Annotated in this window: 27 protein-coding genes; 1 reads left to right on the top strand and 26 read right to left on the bottom strand. The window is 29.7% G+C overall.

Going from position 1 to position 22,995, the window contains the following annotated elements; all coding sequences use genetic code 11:
• Positions 1 to 85 precede the first annotated feature (85 nt).
• The 5 genes from Q326_RS0103555 to Q326_RS0103575 form a co-directional block, all read right to left on the bottom strand.
• Positions 86 to 1,441 (bottom strand): methyl-accepting chemotaxis protein, encoded by a 1,356-nt coding sequence (locus Q326_RS0103555; protein WP_169733568.1) that lies wholly within the window; start codon positions 1,439 to 1,441, stop codon positions 86 to 88.
• Positions 1,434 to 2,072, bottom strand: a complete 639-nt coding sequence (locus tag Q326_RS0103560) for a cache domain-containing protein (protein WP_026894130.1) — start codon at positions 2,070 to 2,072, stop codon at positions 1,434 to 1,436. Before Q326_RS0103560 ends, Q326_RS0103555 begins: the two co-directional genes overlap by 8 nt.
• A gap of 281 nt (positions 2,073 to 2,353) precedes the next feature.
• Complete coding sequence (locus tag Q326_RS0103565) at positions 2,354 to 2,533, bottom strand: hypothetical protein (protein ID WP_026894131.1); 180 nt, start codon at positions 2,531 to 2,533, stop codon at positions 2,354 to 2,356.
• 60 nt (positions 2,534 to 2,593) lie between these two features.
• Positions 2,594 to 2,833 (bottom strand): hypothetical protein, encoded by a 240-nt coding sequence (locus tag Q326_RS0103570; RefSeq protein ID WP_026894132.1) that lies wholly within the window; start codon positions 2,831 to 2,833, stop codon positions 2,594 to 2,596.
• A gap of 85 nt (positions 2,834 to 2,918) precedes the next feature.
• A complete protein-coding gene (locus Q326_RS0103575) occupies positions 2,919 to 4,280 on the bottom strand; it encodes an MATE family efflux transporter (protein ID WP_026894133.1) in 1,362 nt (453 codons plus the stop codon).
• A 235-nt stretch (positions 4,281 to 4,515) separates the two neighbouring features.
• Here Q326_RS0103575 and Q326_RS0103580 point away from each other — a divergent pair, with 235 nt between their 5' ends.
• Positions 4,516 to 5,985, top strand: a complete 1,470-nt coding sequence (locus Q326_RS0103580) for a phospholipase D family protein (RefSeq protein ID WP_051531078.1) — start codon at positions 4,516 to 4,518, stop codon at positions 5,983 to 5,985.
• Here the strand turns inward: Q326_RS0103580 and Q326_RS0103585 are convergent.
• The 21 genes from Q326_RS0103585 to Q326_RS0103685 all read right to left on the bottom strand — a co-directional run bounded on the left by Q326_RS0103585 (position 5,933) and on the right by Q326_RS0103685 (position 22,849).
• Positions 5,933 to 6,373, bottom strand: a complete 441-nt coding sequence (locus tag Q326_RS0103585; protein ID WP_026894135.1) for a sigma factor — start codon at positions 6,371 to 6,373, stop codon at positions 5,933 to 5,935. The genes Q326_RS0103580 and Q326_RS0103585 overlap by 53 nt on opposite strands.
• Before the next feature lie 85 nt (positions 6,374 to 6,458).
• Positions 6,459 to 6,692 carry a hypothetical protein gene (locus Q326_RS0103590; protein ID WP_026894136.1) on the bottom strand — a complete coding sequence of 78 codons (234 nt, stop codon included), beginning with the start codon at positions 6,690 to 6,692 and terminating at the stop codon, positions 6,459 to 6,461.
• Position 6,693: 1 nt separating this feature from the next.
• Positions 6,694 to 7,257 (bottom strand): accessory gene regulator ArgB-like protein, encoded by a 564-nt coding sequence (locus tag Q326_RS0103595; RefSeq protein WP_051531080.1) that lies wholly within the window; start codon positions 7,255 to 7,257, stop codon positions 6,694 to 6,696.
• A complete protein-coding gene (locus tag Q326_RS0103600; RefSeq protein ID WP_026894138.1) occupies positions 7,217 to 8,596 on the bottom strand; it encodes a sensor histidine kinase in 1,380 nt (459 codons plus the stop codon). Before Q326_RS0103600 ends, Q326_RS0103595 begins: the two co-directional genes overlap by 41 nt.
• A gap of 38 nt (positions 8,597 to 8,634) precedes the next feature.
• The gene (locus Q326_RS18135) at positions 8,635 to 8,769 is read right to left on the bottom strand and encodes a cyclic lactone autoinducer peptide (protein WP_084489517.1); all 135 of its coding nucleotides are present in this window, start codon (positions 8,767 to 8,769) and stop codon (positions 8,635 to 8,637) included.
• A gap of 92 nt (positions 8,770 to 8,861) precedes the next feature.
• Complete coding sequence (locus Q326_RS0103610; RefSeq protein ID WP_026894139.1) at positions 8,862 to 10,523, bottom strand: peptidoglycan D,D-transpeptidase FtsI family protein; 1,662 nt, start codon at positions 10,521 to 10,523, stop codon at positions 8,862 to 8,864.
• A gap of 66 nt (positions 10,524 to 10,589) precedes the next feature.
• Positions 10,590 to 11,219, bottom strand: coding sequence for a uridine kinase (gene udk, locus Q326_RS0103615; protein WP_250160296.1), 630 nt, complete (start codon positions 11,217 to 11,219; stop codon positions 10,590 to 10,592).
• Positions 11,219 to 12,448, bottom strand: a complete 1,230-nt coding sequence (locus tag Q326_RS0103620; protein WP_026894141.1) for a peptidase U32 family protein — start codon at positions 12,446 to 12,448, stop codon at positions 11,219 to 11,221. The genes udk and Q326_RS0103620 overlap by 1 nt, the downstream gene beginning before the upstream one ends.
• Complete coding sequence (locus Q326_RS0103625) at positions 12,441 to 13,103, bottom strand: O-methyltransferase (RefSeq protein ID WP_026894142.1); 663 nt, start codon at positions 13,101 to 13,103, stop codon at positions 12,441 to 12,443. Before Q326_RS0103625 ends, Q326_RS0103620 begins: the two co-directional genes overlap by 8 nt.
• Positions 13,104 to 13,126: 23 nt before the next feature.
• Positions 13,127 to 14,179 carry an endolytic transglycosylase MltG gene (gene mltG, locus Q326_RS0103630; protein WP_026894143.1) on the bottom strand — a complete coding sequence of 351 codons (1,053 nt, stop codon included), beginning with the start codon at positions 14,177 to 14,179 and terminating at the stop codon, positions 13,127 to 13,129.
• Between the two features lie 289 nt (positions 14,180 to 14,468).
• On the bottom strand, positions 14,469 to 14,804 hold the full coding sequence (locus tag Q326_RS16530; RefSeq protein WP_034600979.1) for a YlbF/YmcA family competence regulator: 336 nt from the start codon (positions 14,802 to 14,804) through the stop codon (positions 14,469 to 14,471).
• Between the two features lie 22 nt (positions 14,805 to 14,826).
• The gene (locus Q326_RS0103640; RefSeq protein ID WP_026894144.1) at positions 14,827 to 15,420 is read right to left on the bottom strand and encodes a LysO family transporter; all 594 of its coding nucleotides are present in this window, start codon (positions 15,418 to 15,420) and stop codon (positions 14,827 to 14,829) included.
• The gene (locus tag Q326_RS0103645) at positions 15,410 to 15,721 is read right to left on the bottom strand and encodes a LysO family transporter (RefSeq protein ID WP_051531083.1); all 312 of its coding nucleotides are present in this window, start codon (positions 15,719 to 15,721) and stop codon (positions 15,410 to 15,412) included. The genes Q326_RS0103640 and Q326_RS0103645 overlap by 11 nt, the downstream gene beginning before the upstream one ends.
• Before the next feature lie 75 nt (positions 15,722 to 15,796).
• A complete protein-coding gene (locus Q326_RS0103650; RefSeq protein ID WP_026894146.1) occupies positions 15,797 to 17,461 on the bottom strand; it encodes a ribonuclease J in 1,665 nt (554 codons plus the stop codon).
• Between the two features lie 146 nt (positions 17,462 to 17,607).
• The gene (locus tag Q326_RS0103655; RefSeq protein WP_205687640.1) at positions 17,608 to 18,048 is read right to left on the bottom strand and encodes a Fur family transcriptional regulator; all 441 of its coding nucleotides are present in this window, start codon (positions 18,046 to 18,048) and stop codon (positions 17,608 to 17,610) included.
• Positions 18,049 to 18,205: 157 nt separating this feature from the next.
• Positions 18,206 to 18,898 carry a DNA/RNA nuclease SfsA gene (gene sfsA / locus Q326_RS0103660; protein ID WP_026894148.1) on the bottom strand — a complete coding sequence of 231 codons (693 nt, stop codon included), beginning with the start codon at positions 18,896 to 18,898 and terminating at the stop codon, positions 18,206 to 18,208.
• A 19-nt stretch (positions 18,899 to 18,917) separates the two neighbouring features.
• Positions 18,918 to 19,160: a DUF1292 domain-containing protein gene (locus tag Q326_RS16535; RefSeq protein ID WP_169733569.1), complete on the bottom strand. Its 243-nt coding sequence runs from the start codon at positions 19,158 to 19,160 to the stop codon at positions 18,918 to 18,920.
• Between the two features lie 8 nt (positions 19,161 to 19,168).
• Positions 19,169 to 19,585, bottom strand: a complete 417-nt coding sequence (gene ruvX, locus Q326_RS0103670; RefSeq protein ID WP_026894149.1) for a Holliday junction resolvase RuvX — start codon at positions 19,583 to 19,585, stop codon at positions 19,169 to 19,171.
• Between the two features lie 13 nt (positions 19,586 to 19,598).
• On the bottom strand, positions 19,599 to 20,549 hold the full coding sequence (locus Q326_RS0103675) for an aldo/keto reductase (RefSeq protein ID WP_026894150.1): 951 nt from the start codon (positions 20,547 to 20,549) through the stop codon (positions 19,599 to 19,601).
• Entirely contained in the window at positions 20,550 to 22,595 is a 2,046-nt protein-coding gene (locus tag Q326_RS0103680; RefSeq protein WP_026894151.1) for a hypothetical protein, read from the bottom strand.
• A 20-nt stretch (positions 22,596 to 22,615) separates the two neighbouring features.
• Positions 22,616 to 22,849, bottom strand: coding sequence for an IreB family regulatory phosphoprotein (locus tag Q326_RS0103685; RefSeq protein WP_205687642.1), 234 nt, complete (start codon positions 22,847 to 22,849; stop codon positions 22,616 to 22,618).
• Positions 22,850 to 22,995: the final 146 nt, after the last annotated feature.

Consider the following 22,995-nt stretch of genomic DNA (forward strand, 5'->3'; position numbering starts at 1 on the left):
GTTCTTAGTTCTTAGTCAATGGTGGAAATCCTATGGATTTCATCATTAAACTAATAACTACTAACTGTTACCTACTAACTATCTTCTATACTTTAAACTTATTGACAATTTGTTGAAGTTCAATAGCTAAATCAGACAATGACTCACTTGCTGAAGCCAGTTCTTCCATAGATGCAGTCTGCTCTTCGGTAGCTGCAGAAACATTTTCTATTTGCTCTACTACTTCTCTTGTATTTTTTTCTATTTCATCAGTTGAATCTAAAACATTATAACTAGATTGCGATAATCCTTCAATGTCAGTATTTATTTCTTTTATTCCACCATTGATTTTCACTATGTTTTGAGCTATCTCATTAAAAGTTTTTTCAGAGATACCTGCTATTGTATTTCCATTATCAATACATCCTTTATTTTTCTCCATAACTTGTTTAGCTTTATCTATATTTTTTATATTATTATGTATTAATTTATCAATACTTTTAGTTGCCTCCTGAGTGTTGTTTGCAAGAGTTCTTATCTCATCCGCTACAACTGCAAAACCCTTACCTGCTTCTCCTGCCCTTGCCGCTTCGATAGCAGCATTTAACGCCAATAAATTTGTCTGTGCTGAAATATCTTGAATCAAATTAATCATTTTATTCATTTCATCTGAGCTGTTTGTTATATTAAAAAGTACTTCTTCTATATCTTTAGAACTTCCCTCTATCTCTTTCATCTGCTTAGTTACGCTTCTAAGTTGTTTTTCTCCTTCATCAGTCTCTTCATATATACTTTCGGTAACCAAAGCTATATCACTAATCTTTGTATTTATATTATCTATTCTATTAACCATATCTTTAATTAATTGATTAGACTTTGCAATAGCATTCATCTGATTTTCTGCATTTGTTGATACCTCATTAGCTGAACCAGCTACCTGTTCAGATGCAGCTGCTGATTGCTGTGATGTTGACATAAGTTCTTCAGAAGAAGATACATCAGATGAAGCCTCACTAATTTGTCCTATTATACTTCTCAAACTATTAGTTAATGATTGAAAAGAATTTGCTAGCTTTCCGATTTCATCTTTTCGTTTTTTATTGTTCTCTGGAACATCTATACTAATATCTAATGACGCCATAATCTCTCCATACTTTGTAGCCTGTAATATGGGACTAGATATATTAGTTCCCAATATAAAGGCAATTATTATGCCTATAATTAATGCTGCGATGGTCAAATATAAAAGATTCCTCCCTAGATTATTTACACCTGCTAATATATCATCTTCATCTGCACCCACTCCAATAATCCATTCTTTAGTACTCATTGGCTCCAGTGCAAAGTATCTCCCCTCGCCATCAATATTATATCTAATAATGCCCTTCTTTTCTTCACCTAATCCTTTAACTGCTAATCCCCATTCTTTTAAGTTAGTATTATTCTCTATTTCCTCAAACAAATTTACTCTCTCTAACAAGTTCTTTGTTTTTATGAGCAAAAAATGTTCCATCTTCTCCTATTATATATGCATAACCATTTTCCCCAAATCCTAAATCCTTAATTATGTCATTTAACACTGCTCCATCTCTTGTTCCTATTAATGCTCCTATTACATTGCTATCTTTTATTATTGGTACTGTATATATAAGTACTAAATTATCTGTAGTTTCACTCTTTACAAGTTCGGAAATGTTTCCTTGTCCAGCTAATGCCTTCTTTATATACTCTTTATCTCCAACATATCTACTTGTTCCATCTATATATTTAGCCATACCATCCGAATAGACTATCGCTAAATCTGAAAATTCATCCATTGATTTCAATTGCTCCTCTAATAGCAATTTTTGTTTATTCCATAACATATCTTGAATTTCATTATCAGAAGATATTGCTTTAAGCACATTTAAATTAGTTTCTATCCTACTTTCTATAAGTTTCACAGCATTTTTTGACAATAATTTTAACCCTTGTTCTACTTCATTAATAGATTCTTCTTTTGATAATTTAAAAGATATCACACTCAAACATAAGGTAATTACTAAAATAACTATAAAAAAAGATAAAATCAATTTTTGCTTTATACTTTTCATATTATCACCACCTGTATTTTTTTGTATTAGTTAATAATATTATACCTAATCATCTATGTTGAATTTTGTCATAATTTGTTATATTCAGAAAATTTTTTCGCCTATGAAAAAAGAGGGGGGGCATAAACCCCTCCTCTTTTTTCTATCAATTTACATATACTTTTTTAGAATATAAACTATATTTTGATTCTAAAGATTATATTTTGACAACTTTAGCATTATTTTGACACCGGGCAAACACTGTTGTTTTCAACATTATTTCCCGAGCAATACTTTATATCTCAAACGCTTTTCAATATAGATTCTATTTCTTTTTGTATACTATTTAATTCTTCTCCCAACACATTTAGTTTATTATATATAAACTCTTTAGAACTTTCATGTTCCCTTATATCCTTTTTACTATAGCTATTATTTAATATCTTTTTATTCCTATCTCCATTATTGTCACCTTTGTACATAATAAATACCCCTTTTCATCTGTATTTTTCATTGTTTTGAAAAATTATCCCCTGATAAAATTAAAAAAATGTCTCTATTTTTTGTCCATCAATCTCTATAACCCTTAATTCATTTGTGGGAAACCATAATATATTTCCCTCTTTATCACTCACTGCTGCCACAGCAATTTGTCCTTCATCCTCTTCAGGCATTAAATTTCCAAAGAAAATCCCTGGCCTAGAAGATTTATACAAACCATATCCTGTCCCTATAAGAATATAGTTCTTTTGTGATTCTATATGGGTTACTAAAGTTGTCATATTATAACCTCCTATGATATAGCATATACTTTAAAATATTATATCATATACAATAATGGATTATTATTACAAAATTATTTCAAAATTAGCTAGATGGTTGCATATCTCCTATCAACTTTCTCATCCATTTTCCCGATCTATACCTCATCACTGATACCACACATTTAATCATTTCTTCACCTGTTACCAACAAAAACACTTGATATACTTCTAGCTTTAATACCAATGCCCCAAAAAGACATAACGGAACTCCTACTAACCACATAGTAATCAATTCAACTTTAAGCACATATGAAGTATCTCCTCCTCCTCTCAATATTCCAACTATAAGGAGGACATTAATAAATCTGATGGGTAAAATTAACGCTGTGATAATAAGCATATACCAAGTGCTATTATATACTTCGTTAGATATATTGTAAAAACTCAAAATAAATTGAGCCGATAAAGCCAACAATGCCCCCATTGCTATGGATAATAATAAAGATATCTTAATCAATTTATTAGAGTAATATTTTGCTATTTCAAAATCATTTCTTCCAACTTCATTTCCCACCATTACACATGCTGCATTAGATATAGCAAAAAGTATAACTAAAAACATATTTTGTACACTCATATTTATTTGAACTGCTGCTATAGACTTAGTTCCCATATTCCCATATATTATAGAATAAATGACCATGCCTAATCCCCAACATAATTCATTGATTACTACAGGATTTACTACTGCTATAGTCTTCTTTAGAAAATCAAAATTGAAACTAAACATATCTTTAAAATTAGCACTTAACACATGTTTTTTTGCATATATAAAACTTAACATCAATATCATTTCAACTATTCTAGCTATAAGTGTAGCTATAGCAGCACCCTTTACTCCCAATGCAGGCATATTAAAATGACCAAATATAAGTATATAATTTAAAATAATATTTACCACAAGTGCCGCAGCACTACATAGCATAGGTAAAAAAGCCTGTTGAACTCCCCTACTAGCTATACCGTATGCCAATGATATAGATACAAAAATATAACTAATACTTACAATAGCCAAGTAATCTTCACCTAAATTTATTACTATGCTGTTATTATTAAATATTTTAATAATATCTTCAGTAAATCCTTGAGCTACTCCTAAAAAAATTAAGCTCATGATCAATCCACCAATGATAGATATACCCAATATTTTTTTTATATTTCTAATATCTTTATTACCCCAAAATTGAGATATAAGCACATTACAACCAGAACATATCCCCATTACTATTAGATTAAAAACAAAAAAATATTGGTTTGCAATTCCCAATGCAGCAACAGCTTCGTCTCCCAATTTTCCTATCATAAAATTGTCCATTAAGTTAATAGAAGATGTTATGAAAAATTGAACCATTATTGGAAAAGCAATAGTAAGAAGTAATTTATAAAATAGTTTGTCTTTGTTCATCACCGATTCCTCCTAAACATATTATTGCATAAAAAAAACACTACTCCTTGAAAGGTTTATAGTGGATTTCATCACTGGCATTTGGTGTTTCTGTTTAATTATACTTAAAGAATATTAACATATTTTTTCAAATAAATCAATATAAACTTTATAATATTAATTATGGCATCTCTATAGACAACAAATATATGTTATAATAAACTTTACTTTATAGAAAGGACGGTACCTTTATAATATGACTTTAATTAAATTAAAAGATAAACGAACAAAACCTAAAAAACGTTCAATTTTTAAAAAGATATTACCTCTTACATTAATACTAATTTTACTAATATTTATTAATAGCTTATTAATTCCTTTGCCCGATGGACTTGCCTTTGAAAGCAAAGCATATAATATATCAGATATAGATTTTTTATATGACTTAACATATGAAAATAATAATGAAACCATCTATGAACAAAACATATTGGACTCACAGCTAAAATTAATAAGACAAGCTAAAGAATTCATTATAATAGATATGTTTCTATTTAATGATCTTAAACAATCTCGATATGATTTTCCAAATATATCTGAAAAATTAACTAATACACTTATAAAACAGAAAAACAATAATCCTAATATAAATATACTATTTATCACTGATGAAATTAATAATTTTTATGGTTCCTATGAATCTAAATTCTTAAAAAAATTAAAAGAAAATGACATAAATGTGATTATAACTGATTCAAAAAAATTAAGGGATTCAAATCCAGTTTATACAAGCTTTTGGCGTGCTTTTATTCAATGGTTTGGTGTTAAAGGTCAAGGCTGGATTGACAATGCCTTTAGCCCAAATGGGGATGATGTTACCCTTAGGTCATATATGAAACTCCTCAACTTTAAAGCTAATCACAGAAAAGTATTAATTACTGAAAATGGAGCCATAATATCATCTGCTAATATTCACGATGCCAGTGGTTATCATTCTAATATTGCTTTTAAGGTTAGGGGACAGATATTAAAGGATTTAATAAATTCAGAGTTATCCATAGCTAAATTTTCAGAAAATGAATTTGATGAATCTAATTATAATTATAGCGACAAAAATGACGATCCAAAACCATCCAATATTAAAGCTAAAATCATAACAGAAGGCAAGATAAGAGAAAACCTTATTTCAGAAATAAAAAACACTAACCTCAACGATAAAATAACTATGGGTATGTTTTATTTATCCCATAGAGGTATAATACAAGAATTGATTGATGCCAGTAATAGAGGTGTTAATATTAAGTTAATATTAGATCCCAATAAAGATGCATTTGGTTTCGAAAAGAATGGTATACCAAATAGACAAGTAGCTGAAGAATTAATAGATAAAAGTAACAACAAGATAGACATAAGATGGTATGATACCAGTGGTGAACAATACCATGCTAAAATTACGTTAATTGAAAAAGAAAATGAAACTGTAATAATTGGTGGATCTGCTAACTTGACCAGAAGGAATATAGATAATTACAATCTAGAGTCCAATATAATGATTTCTGCAAATCCAAAGGACAAAATAGTTTTTCAGATATCTAGATATTTCAATAGGATATGGAATAATATAGATGGGCATTTTACAGTAAAATACAAAAACTATCGTGAAGAAAACATGTTTAAGTATTTATTATATAGATTCCAAGAGTGGAGTGGTATGGGAACCTTTTAGACACAATTTTATAGATAAATATATATAGTATTATAAAAAACATAGTATTATCTATGCATCTGGCTGCATAAGTGGCCAGCCTAGTCCCTTTTTTTCTATCATATGTAGTTATAGCTTTTATAAGACCAATAGTTCCAATAGATATAAGATCATCTAAATCTTTACCAGTGTTATGATATTTTTTTACAACATGGGCAACTAATCTTAAATTTTTTTCTATCAAAATATTTTTTGCATCCTCATTTCCACATTCATACAATATCAAATACTTTTCTTCTTCCTCTTTATTCAACGGTTGAGGAAAAGACGTGTTATTAGTTAAATAACCTACACACATCAGCAAAGGCTCTAAAGCCATAAGCAATGAAAATATTACAGTACTCCACATCTATATGCACCTCCAATGATTAAATAAACCCCTTATATAGATATATGGTGCTACACAATAAAATGTGCAAGTACATTTTTAAATATCAAATCTCATATTTAGAAAATTGTAAATATGTATCATAGGATATCATGAATCTAACAGCCTTATTCTGCTCTACAATTCTATCTTCTTTAGATGTCCATATGGGCACATCCACATTGAGCTTATCACAAATACCTACTAAGGCTAAAAAAAAGTCTTTTTTGTCATGATATTCCTCTTCAAAACTAAATACTGGTTCATCTTTTCTTATTATTTCTCCCTTTAATATCTTCATCTTATGAACTCCTTCCCGTCATTTTACCAAAGGGCAAGGATATGGCTTCTATAAAGATAACAACCCTTGCTGTAATAGAATACTTTTCAGGCATAAAAAAAGTAATTGCTATAGCTATAAATAGAAATAATATAGATAATATTTTAATTTTCTTTCTTCTTACATCACTTAATATGGGCTTATTGGGATGATCCACAGGAGCAAATAATATGAAGAGTCCCAAGGCTATAGTCCCCATAATACCTTGTATTAAATTAGTCAAATGTATATTTCTACCTATATAAATAGATACGGCGAATATGCCCAGTGTTGTAAAAAAACAACTCCAATATCCATTGGAGTGATATCCTCCAGCAATCATCCTTAAAGACCCAAAAAACAACATCGCAACAATAAAATACTTTATAGATGAAAAAAATCCAAATATTCCAAAATATAATATGGTTTTGCTGATCTCCTCCAATATACAAATTAATCCGTATTCAATTTTTTTTAGCTGAATATTATCTAATTCACTATTATTTCTATATATTAAGTGGGTGAACCTCTTTGCCAGTGCTTCCATCTTCATCATTCCTTAACATATTTTCTTCAAATGTAATCAAAAATTGTGTCTCATTTTCATCACTAAATACCTCTATTTTACCATCATTTTTCTCTACTAAACTCTTAGTTATAAACAGACCTAAGCCATGGTCCGATTTATCCTCTGTCTTAGTAGAAAATCCATTATCAAATATCTTTTTTATGTGGTCGGGAGAAATTTCAGGGCCATTATTGGCTATAGATATATGGTATCTACCATCTTCAATATATGTAGAAAAGGAGATTACCCCATTGTCCATATCTTGAGATATTATTGCATCGAAGGCATTGTCGATGATATTACTCAATATACTCACTATATTGTAGTCATCCATGGGTACCATAGATAATGGTTGCTCAAAGTCCACATCTAAAACTATATCATTTTCAAATGCATAATTGCTCTTAACTGCCAACAATCCATCTATGTAATCATTTCCAGTATTATAAAAGTGGTATGATTTCTTTAGATTAACAGAAAGGCTGTCCAAATATTTTTTAATCCTATCCAATGCATTGGGTTTATTCAATACACATATGGCATGTATGGTATTTATATGATTGGAAAAGTCATGCTTTTCCCGTCTTATTATATTTACAACTGTCTCTAGATTATTGATGTATTCATCCTGCATCTCTGACTTATATTTAATCTTAAGCAATTTTTCTTGCTCCCTATATATTAAATAACCGAAGAGTATGAATAGAAAAAATAATATAGATAGTAATACCTCATATAATACTATATTTTCTCTGCTTGAAACTGCATAGTTAAAACTTAAAACGAAAACACCCATTAAAAAAACACCAAAAAACAGATAAGATGTTATGGTATTTTCAGAATCTATTTCTATTCTTTTTAATCTTGATTGCCTTAATCTATAGAATAACATTGCTAAAGAAAGCTGGACAATTTTTGATAATATAGAAATTTTAAATCTCACTATTGGATTATTAAATATATCATTGGCAGTATATTTCCCTATAGCCGAAAACATAAAAACCATCAAAGTATCAATTGCCATTATATATATCATAATAGCCATCACAGCAATAAAAGTTGGCACAATTTTTGATGATGTGAATACTCCAAGACTTATAATCATAAAAATTGTTATTAATATGGTATGATACCCTACTGGCATATATTTCGATGCCCAATAAGCAAATATGGTATATGTTATTATAAATAAAGTAGTCCTATATATATTAGAAGCCAAAAAATTCTTTTTCCCCAATACTGCTAGAAAAAACACCATTATTATTATTGCCTCTATACTATTTACTGCAACATCATTAAAAAAAATGTAAATATTCATCAAACCCCTCCTCTACTTAAATAAAGGGGGCATCCCCTTTATTTAAGTAATTCTTCTGGGCACTTGGGTTGGTGAGTATAATATACAGATGTTGTACTAATAACAGTAGTTCCAACAAATAATGCTAAGTACGCTAATAATGTCAAAGAGCCCTTAGTAAATAGACGCTTCATATATTTCCCCTCCTTTCAATGATACTTTTCTTTATATTGTAAATTAATAAAATAATACCCATATATTCCATAGCTTTATTGTAACATACAATTTATGGGTTTGTCCATCTTCTTTGAATATTTACAATATTTTTTATGATATCATTGAATATTGGAGCTGCTGAAACCCCACCTGATACACCATCTTCTACCAATACAGTTACAACATATTTAGGTTTTTCTTTTGGAAAAAAACCTGAAAACCAGCCATGCTTTACTGCTTTTTCATTCATTATGGCCTCAGCTGTACCCGTCTTTCCCGCTGCCCCACCAAATTTTTCTAAAGAAATATAGTTTCTGGCCGTGCCCTTTTCCACTACGCCTTCCATCATCTTTTTTACAATATATGTATAGTATCCATCTATTACCCTTACATCATCATCCCTAAATATCTCCTTTATAGTTATACCGTTGGCATTTACTATACTGTCCACCAATCGCAGGTCTTTCTTGATTCCATTATTAGCTATTATCATAGTTAAATTATTTATTTGTAATGGAGTAACCTCTACTTTTCCTTGGCCTATAGATATATTTCCATAGGCAGGCCCCAATAGTTCGTCTCCCTTTGGCAAATTTCCCTTTTTTTCTTCTAATAGTTCTATCTGTACTTTTTCCCCAAATCCTAATCTTTTAGCCATTTCAACTATTTTTTTAGCACCTAATTTTTTTCCCATTTGTATAAATACTGAATTACAAGAATGATAAAATGCCTCTCTTATGGTTATATTTCCATGTCCACCTGAATTATATGAATGACATTTAATTTTCTTGTCTCCAACTAACTCATATCCACTACAAAAAAAATCCTCATTGATATCTATCATAGGATCTTCCAACGCAGCCAATAATACAACGATTTTAAATATTGATGCCGGAGGATATTCTACTTCTATGGCTTTATTATAAAAATCCATATATTTACTATACATATGACTTTCTATATTTCTTACATCTAGATTGGGACGACTAGACATAGCCAAAATATCCCCTGACTCAGCATCTGTGACTATGACAGCACCATTGATCTTTTTTTCATCCATTATTTCTTCAACAATTTTCTGTATATGATAGTCTATAGTAAGTTTTACTCCATTGGGTATCCTTAAATCTCTCTTAAAAGTCCCTAGATACCCAGCCCCAGGTATAATTCTCTTTTTCCCATCTGTCTGAAATATCAATTTGCCATAATCACTATTACTAACTAATATATCATTATAGACCCTCTCTAGACCAGTTTCACCTCTATTTTCACTTTCATTTATGTATCCTATAACATGACTTAATATATTATCATCACTATATCTTTCCACAATATTTTCTGTAAATACTCCAGGATATCTTTCTATATTAGATATGTCTTTATTTACTGCATATTCTACAACTGCTTTATTTTCGTTTATTATCGATTTCCTTTTTATATGAAACTCTTTTTCTAAATAATTTAAAACCTCATCATTATTTTTAACTAAATCCCTTATAATAAATATGGTATTATGCCTTTCCCTATTAGTTAATGGTATTAGATTTCTATCAAATATAACTCCCCTAGCAGGATATATTCTAATTTCACTATTCCTTTGAATCATTGCTTCATCTTGATATTCCCTGTGCTTTACTATTTGAATCCAAAATAATTTTCCAACCAAAAAAAGATATCCTAAAAAAAATATATTTATGAATATCATAATTCTAGTATGTCTTTCTCTTTCCATATAATAGTACCTCCATATGATGTTTATAATAATTATTATGTCCAATATCATATGGAGATATAATATCTATACATTATTTATCATTGATTTCACTTTGGTAACCATTATATCTATTGCTACTTTATTGTAACCTCCCTCTGGAATGATTATATCTGCATATTTTTTGCTTGGTTCAATAAATTGCATATGAGCAGGTCTAACTGTGGTCATATATTGCTCTATTATAGATTCCAGTGTCCTGCCCCGTTCTTTTATATCCCTTAAAATTCTTCTGATTATCCTCACATCAGGGTCTGTATCTACAAATATCTTTATATCCAATAGCTCCCTTAATTTTTCATCTTCTAACAACAATATCCCTTCAAGTATTATAATATCCTTGGGAGTAACCTTGATGGTCTCTTTTTTTCTATTATGGATTTCAAAGTCATATATGGGTTTTTCCACTGCTTGTCCTTTTAATAGCTGTGATAGATGGGCTATTAAAAGTTCATTATCAAATGCCAATGGATGATCATAATTAGTTTTTATCCGTTCTTCATAGTTCAAATGACTTTGATCCTTATAATAAGAATCTTGCTCTATAACCAAGACACTTTTTCGTGGCAAAGATTTAAATATAGACTTTGCCACAGTACTTTTACCTGAACCAGTTCCACCTGTTATTCCTACTATTATAGGTCTCTCCAAAGTCATCATTCCTCTCTAGGTTTTCTTATCATATCCCATTTTGACACAGGTCTATCTACTTTTATCTTGTATATCTGTTGAGCATGAGGTGCCACATTAATTTCATTGCCCTTTTCATCCCACATATTTTGTATATTTTGAATGAAAAAATCTCTATTAGGACCAAATATCTCAACTTTATCTCCTACAAACACTCTATTTCTCTGCTCCACAGTAGCCATATTAGTTTCTTCATCATAATCAATTACAAGACCTACAAAATCATAGTTCCTTATATATGAACTACTGGTATATAATTGATCTTCTTCTGTAGGCTTACTGAAGTAAAATCCCTTAGTAAAATCCCTATGACTGGCCTTCTTTATTTCATCTAGCCATTTAGAATCGTATTGGAAATTTTCAGGGGATTTAAGGTAATTATCTATAGCCATTCTATAGGATCTGATTATAGTTGCTACATAATAAGAACTTTTCATCCTACCTTCAATTTTAAAACTCTTTATACCTGATTTCATTAATTCAGGTATATGCTCTATCATGCATAGATCTTTTGAATTAAATATAAATGTGCCTTTATCATCTTCATAGATTGGATAGTACTCTCCTGGTCTCTGCTCTTCTACCAAACTATATTTCCATCTACATGCTTGGGCACAATTACCTCTATTTGCATCTCTAGATGTCATATAATTACTCAAAAGACATCTTCCTGAATAAGATATGCACATGGCACCATGAACAAATGCTTCATACTCGACTGTATCTGGGGTGTTTTTTATTACTTCAGATATCTCTTTTAAAGATAGCTCTCTGGCCAATACTATCCTTTTAACTCCATTATTATGCCAAAATCTTGCACTATGATAGTTTGTAGTATTAGCCTGAGTACTTAAATGAATTTCTAAATTAGGAGCTACCTCTTTAATCATACATATAATTCCAGGATCAGATACTATTACAGCATCTACATTTGCAGATTCTAATTCTAATATATATTCACTCAATCCATCAAAGTCTTCATTATGAGGTATGATATTTAATGTTACATATACTTTCTTTTTTCTTGTATGGGCAAATTCCACAGCCTCTTTTATTTGATCTATGTCAAAGTTTTTAGCCTGAGCTCTAAGTCCAAATTTATTTCCACCCAAATAAACTGCATCTGCTCCATATATTATTGCCATTTTTAATTTCTCCAAATCTCCTGCAGGAGCTAGTAATTCAATGTTATTCATCATCTGTTGTCCTCCTCTTATACGAAATAGCTACTCCATCTCCTAATGGCATAATACTAGACTCAAATATGCCACTATTAGAGATATAGTCAAGATATTCTCTCATCCTTCTAACAATCGTTTTTTTCCTTCTAACTACCAAATCATCATTTGCAACCATACCTTTAAATAAAACATTATCCGATATAATAATCCCTTCATCTTTAAGGTTTCTTATACAATAAGGTAAAAACTCCATATATTTACCTTTAGCAGCATCTATAAATACTAAATCAAATTTTTCATCTATATTAGGAAGTAAATCCTGAGCTTCCCCTTGTAAAATATGGATAATATCTTGAAAATCTCCTTTAGATATATTTCCCTCAGCTATATCTACCATATCTTTTCGTCTTTCAATACTTGTAACCTCACCATAATAATCCATTGCATCAGCCATTATCATAGCAGAGTATCCTATAGCACAGCCTATTTCTAATATTTTTTTCGGTTTTTTTATCTTTATCATCACCTTTAAAAACTGAGCTACCTCTGGATGAACTATGGGAATATGGTTAACTTTCGCGTATTCTTCCATTTCTTTGAATACTTCATTATTTTCAGGTATAACTTCCCTTATATAGTCTTCTATATATTCCTTATTTATATTGCTCAAAAATATCCACCTCTAGTCTATTTCTATTGTTTCCTTATTCTATTTTTTGCTCTTATATGGTCATCATAATCAGTATTAAAAACATGAGTTCCATCTGGTTTAGCTACAAAATATAAATATTCTGTTTCCTTTGGATTTAAAGCTGCCTCAATTGATTCAAGTCCTGGAGAAGCAATAGGACTTGGAGGCAAACCATTATTTATATAAGTATTAAATGGAGATGTGATTTCCGTATCTTTAGTTGATAATATAGGCTTCCTTTCTCCTAACACAAACTGTACTGTGGCACATGACTGTAAGGGCATATTTATGTCTAACCTATTATAAAATACTCCCGCAACAACAGGCCTTTCATCATCTGCCATGGCTTCCCTTTCAATTATAGATGCCAACGTTATAAATTGATTCAAATCTAAACCCATTTTAAAGGTCTGATCCTTTAATTTTTCTTTATAAACATTCTCAAATCTCGATAGCATTTTATTTACTATCTCCTCTTCTGTAGCATCTATAAAAATTTCATATGTGTCTGGAAACAAATATCCTTCCATTGTAATTCCTGAAGATAATTCATCTATAAATTCATATTCTCCTCTAAAATTATCAATATCTGATGTGATTTCCATGAATTTATCTCTATTTATTAATCCTTGCTCAGACAACCTATCTGCTATCTGTCTAAGCTCAAATCCCTCTGGTATAGTAAATTTAGTGGTCTCCTTTAGCACTCCACCCTCAACTAATTCATTTAGAATTTCCTCAGAAGACATAGAAGTATTTAATATATAATTACCTGCCTTTAATCTACCATCCATACCCTTTAATTTTGCTGCAAGTTTAAAAATAATTTCATTTTTTATAAGATTACTATTATGAAGAATGTCTGTTATAGTATCTGTATTGCTACCGCTAGGTATAAAAACAGACACTTCAATGGCATTCTCTTCAGTATGAACAGGCTCAAGACTCATATATATATAGTTTTTTACACCTAATCCCAAAGCTACAATTAAAACTAAAAGTACAATAAATATTTTCCCTTTACTAGATTTTTTTTTCTTTAGGGCAGTATTCATTATTTTCCCCCTTCCAATTGTCAATAAACTTCTATCTAATTATACAATTTAAATAGTTTTTTTACAAGAATATATAGTATATACCACATCTAGACAATATCAAATAATATATATCATAAAAAATAGGGGCTCAAAAGCCCCTAGATTATTAACAAACATACAGTTATAATAACAAAAGTATGAAATAAAAGTTAGTAGCTTGTAGCTTAATAATGAAATTCATAGGATTTCTACCATCAACCACGAACTACTAACTATACTAGGAACTTAAAAGCCCCTATTTTAAATACTACTTAGACTCAATCTCCAATACTTCCCCTAGTATCTTATTGACATCATTCATCATCTGTCCAAATCTCATTTCCCATTGGAAAAATTCATTGATTTTGGGATCTCCCATTAATATTTCTTCTAGCTTTTTCATTTGTTCCATTTTAGAACTATCTACTTCTTTGCCAGACATTTGAGCCATCTGTATTTCCATAGCATTATTTCTAAAATCTTCAATCATCTCTTTAGTCTTGGGATCACCATATAAATCATCATGTATGTTTTTATAACTCTTATACTCATCTGAACTCTTTATAGCCCTAGCTAAATTATGGGCAGCATCATAAACATTCATAAAATCCCTCCATATATATAGTTTATAAGTTTATAAATATAGGTACCAAAATAGGTACTGCAGATGATAAAATAACCCCCGTTATAAAAGATACTATGGCAGTTTTGGGATTAGTTGCACTAGATATAATAGGTAATGAAGTATCCATAGCCGTAGCACCAGCAGGAGCTATGCTTTCAAAGTCTCCAATATATTTTGCTATTAGTGGTATAGTTATTAATGCTATTATCTCTCTAGTTACATTGGATATAAATGCCAATGCACTTAATTCTGCAGAATAACCAGTAAGCATCATAGCAGATAATGTATACCACCCTAGCCCTGCTCCCACAGCACTAGATTCATTAAAAGGAAGCCCCAATATAATGCCTGCAACTACGCTCCCTGCTATACTACCTATTATTATCATTATTGGAATCAATAAAATTTTCAGTCCCAACTTTTTAATCTTTTGTAGTACTTCTTTATTTCTACCTATATCCATCCCTACAAAGAATAATAATAGACATAATCCAATATCAATAACATAGTCAGTATAATTAAATACTACATCTGGTAATACAAAATATCCTGCTCCAATCCCCAATGCAACTGTTAATATTATCTTAATACTCATTTTCAGCCCCCACCTTCTCTTCATTTTTAACTATAAATCCCTTCACTAATTTTACTAATATTACACTGAAGGCTATAGAAAAAATTGAAATTATTAGAGCCTGAAACCCTAGCTTTAGAAAAGAGGATATAACTTTATCATCTAGACCTATCCTAACCCCCATAATAAAAAGCAAAAACAATAAGCAGATCGTCTGGATAATATCCAATTTCCCATGAATCTTTTTACCAAATACATCCTTGTAACTAAATACTCCTCCAATTACTAAAATCCCTAAATACATTAATAATCTCATCCCCATGATAAAACCTCCTTTGATGCTATTTATCTAATAACTATGCCCCAAACATAGTTATCGTTAACCTCATATCCCCAATTACACTTCCATAATTATAGGAAGTATCATAGGATTTCTCTTTATTCTTTCGTAAAGGAAATTCCTTAATACATCTCTTATGCTAGATTTTAATGTAGACCAATCAGTTATATTATTTTTTTCACACTCTTCTAATACTTCTCTAACTGCTTTTCTAGCTTGCCCTATTAAATCTTCAGACTCTCTCACATACACAAATCCCCTAGATATTATATCTGGACCTGCAACTACCTTTCCATTTTCTTTAGTTATAGTAACAACTACTATCAACAATCCATCTTCAGAAAGGTGTTTTCTATCTCTTAACACAATATTTCCTACATCCCCTACTCCCAAACCATCTACTAGGACATTTCCAGCAGGCACAGAACCTGCAAATCTTCCACTATTCCTTGTGAATTCCATCACTGAACCATTTTGTGCAATAAAAATATTTTCTTTATCCATACCCATTTCTTCTGCCAATTGTCCATGCTGCTTTAAATGTCTATACTCTCCATGAACAGGTATAAAAAACTTTGGTTTAACCAATGCATGTATAAGTTTTTGTTCCTCTTGGCATGCATGACCTGATACATGCACATCAGCTAAAGCTTCATAAATAACATTGGCACCCTTTTTAAATAACTGATTTATAACTCTAAATACTGTTTTTTCATTTCCTGGAATAGGTGTAGCTGATATTATAACTAAATCCCCAGGGATTAATTCCATCTGTCTATGATCTGAAGATGCCAATCTAGATAAAGCAGACATAGGTTCTCCCTGACTACCAGTAGTAATTACTACTACCTTATTATCAGGATATTTGTCCATATCCTTAATGTCTATTAAAGTTCCATCAGGCACATTTAAATATCCCAATTCCTTTGACACATTAACCACATTTACCATACTCCTACCCGAAACTACAACTTTTCTGTCAAACATTACTGCAGCATTTATTATCTGTTGTACTCTATGAACATTTGATGCAAATGTAGCTACTATAATCCTCTGTTTAGCATTCATAAAAATATCCACAAATGTGTCTCCAACAGTTTTTTCAGACATAGTATATCCTTTTCTTTCAACATTTGTACTATCAGACAATAATACTAATACGCCTTTTTTTCCTAACTCAGAAAATTTGTGTAAATCCATCATCTCACCATCGATAGGGGTATAGTCAATCTTAAAGTCTCCTGTGTGTACTATTATACCTTCAGGGGTGTGTATTGCAAGAGCTGCTGAACCTGGTATACTATGGCTAGTCTTTATAAATTCTATCTTAAATTTACCTAGTGTTATAGCGTTACCAGTATTAACAATATTCAGTTTTATATTGTTGATACCTTGTTCTTTTAACTTATAGTCAACTAAACCCAATGTCAATTTCGTGCCATAAATAGGCACTTTTATCTTTTTCAACAAATAAGGCAATGCTCCAATATGGTCCTCATGTCCGTGAGTCAATACAACTCCCTTTATTTTTTCTCTATTCTTAAGCAAATATGTTATATCAGGTATAACTACATCAATACCCAACATTTCATCCTCTGGAAAGCTAAGCCCACAATCTACTATGATTATTTCGTTTTTGTATTCAATCACAGTTATATTCTTTCCAACTTCATTCAGCCCTCCTAAGGGTATTATTTTTAGTTTTGATTTTTTATTTGTCACTGTAACACGCTCCTCTTATTTCTATATCATCATTATTTTATCAAAATTTTATCTTTTTATAATTTGTTCTATCAAATATTTTTTATAACCGAACCATGGCCTTTTTGTTTTGTAATCTTTCCAAAAAAATAAATCCCCGGTGGGATTTATTTTTTGCAGTCTTTACAATATCCAAAAAATTTGACATTGTGATCAACTATTTCAAACTCCCCTTCTTTCTCAATAGCATCTTCCAGATTCTCCAACAAATCCAGCTTTACCTCTATAACTCTTCCGCACCCCAAACATATCAAATGGTGATGGTGATGATTGTCATCATTTTCTAAATTTATTTCATATCTGCTACACCCATCATCAAAATTAAGCTTATACACTAACCCTAACTCTTCTAACAACTGTAATGTTCTATATACTGTAGCCAACCCTATTTCAGGATATTTTCCCTTTACCTTATCATATACCTCTTCAGGGCTAAGATGATCACCGGAATTTTCTGCAAATACATCATAGATTACCCTTCTTTGGGTGGTTAATTTATAACCCTTTTCTTTTAATTTAGATCTTAAGTTCTCTTCATTTATACTCATTCACAACCCACCCGCTTAAAGTAAATTTAAATTTATATAAAATACAATATATAACCCCACTAAAGTCCATATTAATAGTCTATATATGTGATATGAAAAAGTCAACAAATATGTTAATATTTTTCATATCATCATAAGATAACCTAAATATTTCTAACTATATCTCTACAGGTATTTCTTTTGCTAAAGATATACTATCCCTATTTACATTACAAGTTATCGCCCTTATTATTATATTTTCATTATAAGCGTTTTTTAAGTTTTTTGCAAATTCGGGATCCATTGTCTTGTTTGGTATAAATACACTTGCATCTTCTCTTTGAATAATAAAAAATATTCCGCAATCTATACCCAACCCTTTAGCTCGTATCAATTCTTTTACATGTTTACTTCCCCGTTTAGTAGGGGCATCTGGAAACATTGCAATGCCGTCTTCAACTAAAGTAACACATTTAACTTCTATCAATACTCTATTTAACCCAGTTAAACCAATATCGAATCTACTATTACCAAATGTAACTTCTCTATTTACTTGATTATATCCTTTAAAATAGTTTATATCTCTATTTTTAAATGCTAAATATAATAACTTATTAGGCATTCTAGAATCTATATTAATAACCATTGAATTTTTATATACCATTAATAAATCATACTTTGTTTTTCTCGATTCATCATATACCCTTCTCAATATTACACGGTTATCTTCAATTAATAACTCTGTCATCCTACCACTATTTGGAACATGAGCTAAATGAGTTTTTCCATCTATCTCTACTTCAGCAACAAATCTATTTAGCCTTCTTTTAAAAATACCTTCTACTAAATTTTCTTTATTTGATATATGCATAGACAATCACCAAAGTCTTTTATTCTTCTTCCAACATTTGACCATATAAATCCCTTATATCATTGTATTCAGATTCATCTTCAATAACAGAAAGATAAGAATCACCTTTTTCATCATATTCTACTCGTAGTAACACCGCTTCATCTTTATCCATTTCTTTAACAACTGCATATTCTACTTCTTCAACCTCAAAGTAGTCTACCAGTTCAAATTCGAATCTTTTACCATCTTCATCATAAAATTCAAAGACATTTTTTTTCATTATTTCCATCATCCTCTCTTTTTATCTAAATAAGTTTGAAGAATATAGGTAGCAGCTACCTTATCTATAACCTTTTTTCTTTTCTTTCTACTAATATCTGCATTTATAAGCATTTTTTCAGCGGAAACAGTAGTAAGTCTTTCATCTTGCAAATAAATCTTTACATCTAGATGTTTTTTTATTTCCTCAATAAACTCTAACACCTTTTCTCCCTGGGGGCCTATAGTATTGTTCATATTTTTAGGTAATCCTACAACTAAATCCTCTACTTCATAAGTATCTATAAGTTCCTTTAGTTCTTTTATATCATTTTCTATATCACTTCTTCTAATAGTCTTTATTCCTTGAGCAGTAATTCCCAAAAGGTCACTAACTGCAACTCCTATAGTTCTATCTCCTACATCTAAGCCCATAAATCTCTTCATAGATTCCTCCTAATTATATGACCTTTATACAAAATTCAGGACAATTTTTTGCGCAATATCCACAAAACACACAATTCTCTGGTATACAAACAGCTTTTCCATTTTCTATTTTTATACCTCCATGTTTACAAGTATTTACACAGTTTCCACATCCTATACACCAATCAGATATATGTAATTTTCTAGTTTTTTTGTTTAATCTCTCTTTAATTTCAATAGGTATCTTGCCCGTTGTCACCATCTCTACATTAGCATCTATTTCTTCCATAGACTGCATTCCTACTGCAATTGAATGCAAAAAAGGTAAGTTATTGACAAAATTAAACGCTTCCTCTGAGCTTTTGATCAAATGTCCCCCTCCAAGAGGTTTCATTCCATATATACCCTTTCCCATATCATAGGCCTTCTTTACGTAAGATAGCATTTTGTCAATAGAACCATCTTGTATACCCAACCCTAACTTATTTATAATAGGATGAATTATTTCTATTTCATCATATTTTAAAGAATCTTTAACTGCTTCTATCCTATGAGTAGAAATACCAAATGCTCTTATAATACCTCTTTTCTTTGCTTCAATAAAATATTCTATTGCTTCATAATGACCTTTAAATGTTAATTCACTTTCTTGTTCATGTAATAAAAATATATCTATATAATCTGTATCAAGTTCTTTTAAAGCTTTTCTCAAACTATTTTTTGCTGTCTCCTTAGAATATGAATAAGACTTAGTAACAATAACAAAATCTTTTCTATTTATATATTTTAGAGCCTCTTTTATATGTTTATAATTGTCATAAAGTTCAGCTGTATCAATAAATTTAATACCTTTTTCAAAGCCATATTTTATAAGCTTTCCCGCCTCTTCGTAGCCTAGATTGGCCTGCAAAGGGCTTATTGTAAGAGAACCATAACATATTTTAGAAACTTCTATATTAGTATTACCCAATTTATTTATTTCCATTTATTTACCTCTTTTCATCATCATTAATGTTTTTCTTTGGTTTGAAATAAATTTAATCATAAATGCTAATAAAAAAATATTCAATAATGATGACAAAACAACCCCTGAATCATTAAATAAAAAGCCTATTAGCGATGCAATTAACGACGTATCGATTGCTAATAATATATTCTTATTGAAATTTAAAATATACTTTATCTCTTTCTTAAAAACTAATAATATAAATGAAATTAAAACAATGCTCCCATATAAAATATCGGACCATATACTTATACCCAATAATTTAAGATTCATTGATATTTTTCTAATTACGATGTCAAATAATTCTGTATATCCTCTATTTATCAAATGTATAAAGGTCTTATTCAAATGAGAATATGTATCACTAAAGTATAAAATAAATAAAAATATAATTGTCACCGCTATAAGGATTTTTATAATCTCTTTGACCTTTAATTCCTTAATATAGTAATAAAACATAGATACACTTATTGCAATAGTACTACCCATATTAGCTCCCATATTGGGGCTTAATAATATTAGTATACTGAATATAAAAGTCAACATTATAATCTTCTTATATTCGTTAAATCTACTTATAAATACAAGTAAAAAAGAAACTATGTATATCCCAGCTAATTCATTTCCTATTCCAAAATATCTAGCCCCTATTATAGGGTCATATCCCAATATAGAGTTTTTTATTAATATACTTCCCATAATTAAATCAAAAACTATTACGCCGTATTGTAAAAAAAATAATCTCAACAGGCTATCCTTAACAACTTTAAGGCTTAACATGGATAAAATCAATATAATTACCATATAATATACTGCCTTTTCAAAACTTAGATATGTAATAGGATATGTAATTGCAGTCAATGTAAATATAGGAATAATATTAATAGATATATTAATAATACTAATATTAAAATTAATTTTCAATAAAAATAGTAGCAACAATAACAGTATCAAAGAAATATACCCGAATCTTTTAATTACTATTTTCCTAATATAAGATATTCTATCTATTCTTTTGCTTAATCCTTTAACAAAACTATAATTATCCTTATCTTCTATAACTTCTAAAGGATTTCCATCAAATTCTTTTGTATCTACATTAAAGAACCTTAATATAGATGGGGCTATATCTAAATTAGACAAAACACCTTTTCTTTTAGTAGTATTAGAATATATAATACCAGATGGTATATTTTTTCCGTACATATATACAGGACTAAGTTTGCTACTATTCGATATGTTTTCATCACCTTGATTGGGACTTAATATTATTAATAAATCCTTTTGTTTGTTAAATCCTTCTAAAAATTGCAATAAAAAGCTATCTATATCTAAAAGTATTTTATTTCTATAATGTAAGTAGTCATCATAATTAATATTATTGGCATTTTGATAGATTCTATTTAAATCACCAAACTCAATAACTAAAAAACCAACTTCATTATCTATATTTCTAATGAGGGACATTAGTTTATTATAATCTGTACTATAAAAATAAGGCATATTTATATTTTTCCGATTTATGCTGTCAAAAAATCCATAATCTATTATGCCTTCACTATCTATGGCTAAGAGTGTATTTAATCTAATAAAACTCTCAGCAGTATCTGAATTGCCAAATACTGCTGTTTTTAATCCTAATTCATGTATACTATCACCTAAAACTCCTATCTCAGGTGAATAATAATTTTTTACATTTACTTTTTTTATAGGATTCACATCAACTTTTACACGTCCATCAATACCTTTATTAATTATAATATTTTTTTTTACAAAAGCCCTTTGGGTTGAATTAATTGTAAGATATGAACCTCCGCTATCATACCCATCTGATGCCCTAGTATTCATGATACCAAAGGCACCTTTAAATATTATTTTTTTAAAATTGTCCATTTTATTTATATCATCAATATTAGTTCTATTCATTATAAATACAAAAACTCTACTATCTTTTGCATCTTCAGAAAACCCATAAGAACTAAAGAAAAAAAGTATTGTTATAATTAATAAAAGTTTTTTATTCATTGATGATAAAATCACACCTCTTATTTATTAGCTAAATATGCCTTCAAAAGCTCTTCTAATAATTCATCTCTTTCAATTTTTCTAATCAAACTCCTTGCATTGTTATGACTTGTTATATATGTAGGATCTCCCGACAATATATATCCCACCATTTGATTTATTGGATTATATCCCTTTTCTTCTAAGGCACTGTATACATTAAAAATTATTTCCTTGGCTTCATTTATGCCTTCCTTTGGGACATTAAATTTCATTGTGTTATTACTATCTTTATTCAAAATAGAACACCCCTTTATCATATTTATCCATATATAGATTATATTCTATGTTCATATAAGATTATCCTTCTTTTACATTATACCCAGTAGGATAATCATTTATCCTACTGGGTATAAATATA

The organism is Clostridiisalibacter paucivorans DSM 22131 (assembly GCF_000620125.1).
GTDB classification, from domain to species: Bacteria; Bacillota; Clostridia; order Tissierellales; family Clostridiisalibacteraceae; genus Clostridiisalibacter; species Clostridiisalibacter paucivorans.

Excerpts from the sequence above, each read along its gene's own strand:
- Q326_RS0103600 (WP_026894138.1), bottom strand. The coding sequence starts at position 8,596 with ATGAATATTTACATTTTTTTTAATGATGTTGCAGTAAATAGTATAGAG.
- Q326_RS18135 (WP_084489517.1), bottom strand. The coding sequence starts at position 8,769 with ATGAAGCGTCTATTTACTAAGGGCTCTTTGACATTATTAGCGTACTTA.
- Q326_RS0103645 (WP_051531083.1), bottom strand. The coding sequence starts at position 15,721 with ATGGGGATGAGATTATTAATGTATTTAGGGATTTTAGTAATTGGAGGA.
- Q326_RS0103680 (WP_026894151.1), bottom strand. The coding sequence starts at position 22,595 with ATGAATAAAAAACTTTTATTAATTATAACAATACTTTTTTTCTTTAGT.
- Q326_RS0103675 (WP_026894150.1), bottom strand. The coding sequence starts at position 20,549 with ATGGAAATAAATAAATTGGGTAATACTAATATAGAAGTTTCTAAAATA.
- ruvX (WP_026894149.1), bottom strand. The coding sequence starts at position 19,585 with ATGAAGAGATTTATGGGCTTAGATGTAGGAGATAGAACTATAGGAGTT.
- Q326_RS0103595 (WP_051531080.1), bottom strand. The coding sequence starts at position 7,257 with ATGGAAGCACTGGCAAAGAGGTTCACCCACTTAATATATAGAAATAAT.
- Q326_RS0103590 (WP_026894136.1), bottom strand. The coding sequence starts at position 6,692 with ATGAAGATATTAAAGGGAGAAATAATAAGAAAAGATGAACCAGTATTT.
- Q326_RS16535 (WP_169733569.1), bottom strand. The coding sequence starts at position 19,160 with ATGAAAAAAAATGTCTTTGAATTTTATGATGAAGATGGTAAAAGATTC.
- Q326_RS16530 (WP_034600979.1), bottom strand. The coding sequence starts at position 14,804 with ATGAATGTTTATGATGCTGCCCATAATTTAGCTAGGGCTATAAAGAGT.
- Q326_RS0103640 (WP_026894144.1), bottom strand. The coding sequence starts at position 15,420 with ATGAGTATTAAGATAATATTAACAGTTGCATTGGGGATTGGAGCAGGA.
- Q326_RS0103570 (WP_026894132.1), bottom strand. The coding sequence starts at position 2,833 with ATGACAACTTTAGTAACCCATATAGAATCACAAAAGAACTATATTCTT.
- mltG (WP_026894143.1), bottom strand. The coding sequence starts at position 14,179 with ATGAATACTGCCCTAAAGAAAAAAAAATCTAGTAAAGGGAAAATATTT.
- Q326_RS0103580 (WP_051531078.1), top strand. The coding sequence starts at position 4,516 with ATGACTTTAATTAAATTAAAAGATAAACGAACAAAACCTAAAAAACGT.
- Q326_RS0103585 (WP_026894135.1), bottom strand. The coding sequence starts at position 6,373 with ATGTGGAGTACTGTAATATTTTCATTGCTTATGGCTTTAGAGCCTTTG.
- udk (WP_250160296.1), bottom strand. The coding sequence starts at position 11,219 with ATGACTTTGGAGAGACCTATAATAGTAGGAATAACAGGTGGAACTGGT.
- Q326_RS0103575 (WP_026894133.1), bottom strand. The coding sequence starts at position 4,280 with ATGAACAAAGACAAACTATTTTATAAATTACTTCTTACTATTGCTTTT.
- sfsA (WP_026894148.1), bottom strand. The coding sequence starts at position 18,898 with ATGCATATATCAAATAAAGAAAATTTAGTAGAAGGTATTTTTAAAAGA.
- Q326_RS0103620 (WP_026894141.1), bottom strand. The coding sequence starts at position 12,448 with ATGAATAACATTGAATTACTAGCTCCTGCAGGAGATTTGGAGAAATTA.
- Q326_RS0103560 (WP_026894130.1), bottom strand. The coding sequence starts at position 2,072 with ATGAAAAGTATAAAGCAAAAATTGATTTTATCTTTTTTTATAGTTATT.
- Q326_RS0103610 (WP_026894139.1), bottom strand. The coding sequence starts at position 10,523 with ATGGAAAGAGAAAGACATACTAGAATTATGATATTCATAAATATATTT.
- Q326_RS0103685 (WP_205687642.1), bottom strand. The coding sequence starts at position 22,849 with ATGAAATTTAATGTCCCAAAGGAAGGCATAAATGAAGCCAAGGAAATA.
- Q326_RS0103565 (WP_026894131.1), bottom strand. The coding sequence starts at position 2,533 with ATGTACAAAGGTGACAATAATGGAGATAGGAATAAAAAGATATTAAAT.
- Q326_RS0103655 (WP_205687640.1), bottom strand. The coding sequence starts at position 18,048 with ATGAGTATAAATGAAGAGAACTTAAGATCTAAATTAAAAGAAAAGGGT.